Genomic DNA, 5,949 nt, shown 5'->3' with positions numbered 1-5,949 from the left:
TGAAGGGTGGAAGGCCGCGGCGCGGGATCCGGGCGCTGTGGCGGTAAGTGCCAGTGTCCTGGCTGCAACAGGACGAAATGCGGCGGAGGTAGCCGAGGCGGTGAAGAAGGCGAAGGCACAGATCGCCTTCTACGCATCGACGCCCGCCTATCGGAGGGTGCTCGAGTTCCACGGTTGGGATGTCGGCCCTGTCCTCTCCGCGATGAGCCGTCGTGGGCAGTGGGATGCGATGGGGAATCTCGTGAGCGATGCGATGCTCAACGAGGTGGCCGTGGTCGCCCCGGTGCCGGAACTCGGGGTTCGCCTTCGTGAGCGGTATGGGGGGAGGCTCGACCGCATCGGCATCTATCCATCCGTGACCATGACCGACACCGAGTGGCGACTCGTGATCGCCGGGATCCGCTCATAGCGTCCTCGAGTCAGGGTTCACCTGGCCGTATCTCGTACTCCGGCGCGTCGAGGGGTGGCCGAGGAGGGAGCATCGAGATGTGTGTCGAGGCACCGACGAGCCTGCCTCAAATCTCGACCTGCATCCCGATCTCGAGGCACTGGTCGGCGGGCAGATGGAAGAACCGGGCGGCGCTCGTGGCATTACGTGACATGAGGGCGAAGAGCCGCTCTCGCCACATGGCCATCCCCTCACGGTCGGTCGCCAGGATGGTTTCGCGGCCGAGCACATAGGTGGTGTGCTCAGGTCGGATGCCGAACCCAGGGTGCACGATGTTGGCGAGATCTTCTGGCACATTCGGTTCTTCCATGAACCCGTACGAGAGCATCACCTGGAAGAAGCCATCACCCAGATCCCACACTTTCGCTCGGCGGGCGGGCGTGACGCGAGGCACGTCGCTCGTCGTGATGGACAGGATCACGACCATCTCGTGGAGTACTTCATTGTGTCGGAAGTTGACCAGCAACGCCGGTGGGGTGGCTCCGGGCCTCGAGGAGAGGTAGACGGCGGTGCCGGGAACCCGGGTGGGCGGCTGCTTCGCGATCGAAGCGATGAAACGCTCGATCGGCAGTTCTCCGTGACGGAGGCGGGCCGCCAGGATCTCCCTGCCCCGCTTCCACGTCGTCATGATCGCGAAGATGACGACTCCGGTCACGAGCGGGAACCAGCCGCCGTCCGGGACTTTGAAGAGGTTGGCGCCGAAGTAGGAGAGATCGATCATCAGAAAGGCGGCAGAGATGGACACGGCCACCGGCTTCGACCATTTCCAGCGCTCCCTGGTCACGACGAAGAAGAGCATGGTCGTGATGACCATGGTGGTGGCGACAGCGACGCCGTAGGCGGCGGCGAGCCCGCTCGACGATCGAAACCCGAGCACGAGGCCGACGCAGGCGACCATCAGGGTCCAGTTGATGGCGGGGATGTAGATCTGCCCGGCTTCCTTCTCCGAGGTGTGCAGGATGCGGACCCGCGAGAGATAGCCGAGCTGGACTGCCTGCATCGTCAGCGAGAACACGCCCGAGATCAGTGCCTGTGAGGCGATGATCGTTGCAGCCGTGGCAAGGACCAGGAGCGGCCACAGTGCCCACGTAGGCGCCATGCGGTAGAAGGGGCTGTCGATCGCCGCGGGATTTGCGATGAGCAGCGCACCTTGGCCGAAGTAGTTGAGTACCAGCGAGGGGAGGACGAGTCCGAACCATGCGAGCTGGATCGGCCGTTTTCCGAAATGCCCCATATCTGCGTACAGCGCTTCGCTTCCCGTGACGACGAGAAAGATCGACCCGAGGGCGAGGAACCCGTGCAGCTTGTTGTTGAGGAAGAACCTGACGGCGTGCACCGGACTGAGCGCGGCGAGCACGCTGGGATTCTGGACGATGTGCACGATGCCGAGGAGAGCGAGCGTGGAGAACCAGATGATCATGACCGGCCCGAAGACCGAGCCGACCGCTCCAGTCCCGTGGCGCTGGATCATGAACAGCGCGATGAGGATGCCGATGGCGATCGGGATGACGTACGGTTCGAGGAGCGGGGTTGCCACTCCGAGTCCCTCAACGGCGCTGAGCACGGAGATGGCCGGCGTGATCATGCCGTCTCCGTAGAGCAGAGCGGTGCCGAACAGCCCGATGAGGATCAGCACCCGCCGCCTGTGGCGCAGATGCCGCTGACGCCTGGGAACGATCAGTGCGGTGAGGGCGAGGATGCCGCCCTCACCGTTGTTCTCGGCGCGCATGACGAACGCGAGGTACTTGAGAGAGATCACGATCATCAGCGACCAGAAGATCAGCGAGAGAACACCAAGGATGTTCTCCTCGGCCACCAAGATCCCCTCATGCGCCAGGAAGGACTCACGCATCGCGTAGAGGGGGCTGGTCCCAATGTCGCCGTAGACGACTCCGAGCGCCGCGAGCGACAACATCGCCACATAGCGGGGAGTCTGCGGCTCGTCGTGCTGATTTGTGGACATGGTCTTCCCGCTCGTCGGTTGCGGATGCTAACTGCAGCCGATGGCATTGAGCTTCCAGCCGCCGGCCGGCACCGCCACGATCGCCCTGCGGTGTCGTGAAGGGGCCCCTGCACGATTCCCTGATGAGTCCCGGTACAAGAAGGTACGAAACACCAAGTACGGCGAGCGCAGCGAGCCTCAGGCTCTCAGGAACCCCAGATCTGCCGAACGCTGCAGCTCGAGCGGGAGGTGGCCGACGTCGTTGAACGAGATGAGGCGCGGGTTCGGTGCCCGGATGACGGTGATCGAAGCGTTCCACGGCATCACCAAAGGAACTTGATAGAGATTGCCTTTCGGATGGAGGCCGCATGCCCACGATGCCAGCGCCAGAGCGGGGCCTCCGTGAGCCGAGAGCATCACGAGACTGTGTGCCGGACTCTCGGTAGCGATCTCTCGCAGTGCGCCGATGACCCTACGGCGTACGTCGGCCCAGGTCTCACCATTCGGCCGGGTCACGTCCTCGCCACTCGTGTAGCGAGTCCACAGCGCCGGCCATCGTTCGGCTATCTCGTCGGCGAGAAGTCCTCTCCAATCTCCATTGTCAATCTCCCGGAACCGTGGGTCCTGGTCGATCGTCAGACCGAGTTCGGTCGCTGCGGGCAGCACCGTGTCGACGGCTCGACGCAGATCGCTGGAGACGATCCTCTCAACGGGCATCTGTGCGAGCCTTGCCGACACGGCCTCGGCCTGGCGTCGTCCGACAGGCGAGAGCTGGACGTCTGACTGGCCGATGAAGCGATGATCGCGATTGCCTTCCGCTTCTCCATGCCGGACGATGAGGAAAGTGGCCACGGTCAGTGTCCCGATGCGCAAGTCATGTACAGAATTTCACCGGTCCTCGACGCTCCCGGCTGCGTCCTCGTCCTCGACGCACCGCTGCGGGTGCGCCCTCGTCCTGCGTCCTGGCCAGATAACGCCGAATGGCTCGGCGAAATCAGCACGAACGTACGAATCGGGACACTACCGTACCGCGGCCCGCGCCGTGGCAACTCGGGGGTCTGCCGCTGCAGTCCGCAGGCCGTCTTCTGCGACCTGGATGACCGACACCGGTCCCCAGCCGCGTTCGTAGTCCGCCGCTCGCTCGATCCTATGTCCACGCCGTTCCAGTTCGCCGATCAGGGCATCCGGCATCCGACCCTCGATATCGATCGAGGACGAGGTCCCCGGGCCCGGATCGTCGAGTACCCAGCGGGGGTTCTCTTGCGCCTGTTCGACATCTGTCTGTGTGTGGAAGAGGGCGGTCGCCATCTGGAGGAGGAGTTGAGGCTGGTAGTGCCCTCCCCGGGTGCCGAGCACCGCGTCGAGTCGACCGTTCCGGGTCCAAAGCGTGGGAGAGAGCGTGTGCAGCGGCCGACTGCCCGGGGTGAGTTCGTTGGGGTGTCCGGGAATCAGATTGAAACCGGCGCCGCGGTCGTGGAGGAAGAAACCCGCTCCCGACGCCGCGATGCCCGATCCGATCCCCATGAAGTTGGACTGGATGAGCGAGACGGCCATGTCATTGCGGTCGACGAAGCTCAGGTACGCGGTTCCACCAGGCACAGGTCCGGGTTGTGGCCATATGCCTGCCCGGAATCGGTCGATGGCACGGACGCGCTCTCGAAGACGGTCCGGGGCCACGAGGCGGTCCGGGGCGAGAGGGATCCGTTCCGGGTCGGCGACCAGATCGTCGCGTTCCCATGCGACCGAGCGGTATGCCTCGATCTGGAGGTGAAGGTACTCGCCGTCGAGCAGGCGTCTCGGCGGCTCCAACTCAGAGAAGATCCAGGCCGATGCGAGTGTGAGGTAGCCCTGCGAGTTCGGAGGGATCGTCCACCCGGTTCGTCCAAAGATTTCGGCAGAGATCGGGTCGACCCACTCCGCCTGTCTCACGGCGAGATCGTCTGCGGTGATCCGACCGTCCAGTGCGTCGCTGATGGCCTTGCCGGGGGTGCCCTGATAGAAGGCCTCCCTTCCGCCGTCGGCGACCAGTCGAAGCGTTCGTGCCAGATCCGGGCGAGTCAAGCGGGCACCCGGCTTCGGCGGATCTGTGGCGAACAGTTCGGGAGCCACAGGCTCGAGTTGCGCTCTGCGTCTGGTCAGGGCGCTTGCGAGGTCCTCCGATGTCGTGAAGCCGTCTTCTGCATACCGGATTGCGGGAGAGAGCACCTCGGGGAGCGGCATCGATCCGAAGCGTGTGAGGAGAGCAACCCAGCCGTCCACGCATCCCGGAACGGTCACGGATGCGGGGTGGTCGAAGGGAATGGAGGCGAGGCCGGAACGCCGCAACGCTGCAGCGTCGACACCGGACCCTGCGCGTCCTGAGGCGTTGAGGGCCGCCGGGGCAGCGCCGCCGGGCCGATGGACGAGGGCAAACAGGTCGCCGCCAATCCCGCAGGTCTCGGGCGCCACGACGCCTTGAACGGCGTTGGCCGCCACGGACGCGTCGACTGCATTTCCGCCAAGAGCGTAGATTTCCATCGCCGCATGCGTGGCGAGGTCGTGTGGCGTGACGGCCACATCCCCGAACCCCGAAGACGCGGCCATTCGGTTCAGCGGCGAAGCTGTGGCACGTATCGGTTCAAGGCGTCCAGAACTGCCCGCACTGCAGCTTGTGGTAGATCTTGACCGGCGAGAGCCGAGCCGACCATGGCGCGTTCCTCGCCGCCGGAAACCACGACGACTTGAGCGATGGCGACCGGCCGGTTCCCAACGGTTGCGATTTCGAGCGCGGCGAGGGCAAGGCCGATATCACCGCCGATCGCCTGTTCCAGGGAGCGCAATGTTGCGTCGCCGACGAGGCGTAGGCGAGTCGCGGAGGCCGCCGGCCCGTCCGCTTCCCCGACGAACACTTCGCCCTGCCATCCGAGGGTGACCGACGCGGTGATCCTCGTGCCCTGGGGGACTTCCTTGATGTCGAGCACCGCCGGACGTTCGCCGGGGCTGCGGTCGCTCCGCTCGATCTGAACGACCGATACGGCGCGGCGGTCGATATTGATACCGAACGACGCCATGGCAAGCGACTGCACGTCGCGGACGACTTGTTTCGGCGGTTTCGCCGGTGCGGCCAAAACATGGACTTCAGCCACTCTTCCGTTGTCCCCGACGATGCGGACGGCATCGACGGTGGGGAGGAGGCAGAGTGCTTCTTCGAGTTCCTGATACTTCACGGTGCAAGGGTAGCCCCCCCGGCGTGCAGGAGGGCGATTTTGGCCCATACCCTTGAGTAACAGGGGTCCTGACTGCTAAGTTATCCACAGTCGCCACGTTGTGTGGCGGGTTGGTGCGCTGCCGACCGGTGAGGCTGGAAGAGGGACGCCTCAGCACATGACAACTGAGGTTCCCGGGTAAACCGGGGATATGTGGCGCCCGGGCTTGCACGATTCACCCCTGAGTTACCAAGCGAAGCGGATCATTCGCCGGCCGAGAGGCTGGTGATTCCAAAGCTAATTGGAGGACTCAGTTTGAAGGGCAAGATCGTCAAGTTGATCGCTATTGCCAGCAGCCTTGCGGCGTTGATCGT

The 5,949-nt window shown here is 64.4% G+C and carries 5 protein-coding genes; 1 reads left to right on the top strand and 4 read right to left on the bottom strand.

Annotated elements, in window-relative coordinates:
* Positions 1-409, top strand: a 409-nt coding sequence (locus tag GWP04_11895) for an LLM class flavin-dependent oxidoreductase (protein NIA26256.1), incomplete at its 5' end; no start/stop codon positions are given.
* 106 nt (positions 410-515) lie between these two features.
* On the opposite strand, the gene trkD is transcribed toward GWP04_11895, so the two are convergent.
* From trkD to GWP04_11875, 4 genes are all read right to left on the bottom strand, one after another.
* Positions 516-2,363, bottom strand: coding sequence for a potassium transporter Kup (trkD, locus tag GWP04_11890; GenBank protein NIA26255.1), 1,848 nt, complete (start codon positions 2,361-2,363; stop codon positions 516-518).
* A 225-nt stretch (positions 2,364-2,588) separates the two neighbouring features.
* Positions 2,589-3,242: a histidine phosphatase family protein gene (locus GWP04_11885; GenBank protein ID NIA26254.1), complete on the bottom strand. Its 654-nt coding sequence runs from the start codon at positions 3,240-3,242 to the stop codon at positions 2,589-2,591.
* A 168-nt stretch (positions 3,243-3,410) separates the two neighbouring features.
* Entirely contained in the window at positions 3,411-4,973 is a 1,563-nt protein-coding gene (locus GWP04_11880) for a gamma-glutamyltranspeptidase (GenBank protein ID NIA26253.1), read from the bottom strand.
* 5 nt (positions 4,974-4,978) lie between these two features.
* On the bottom strand, positions 4,979-5,596 hold the full coding sequence (locus tag GWP04_11875; GenBank protein ID NIA26252.1) for a hypothetical protein: 618 nt from the start codon (positions 5,594-5,596) through the stop codon (positions 4,979-4,981).
* Positions 5,597-5,949: the final 353 nt, after the last annotated feature.

The organism is Gammaproteobacteria bacterium, assembly GCA_011682695.1.
Classification (GTDB): Bacteria; Actinomycetota; Acidimicrobiia; order Spongiisociales; family UBA4744; genus BMS3Bbin01.
The sequence above is the reverse complement of the archived record's forward strand: the minus strand, read 5'-3'. Positions and strand labels throughout refer to the sequence as shown.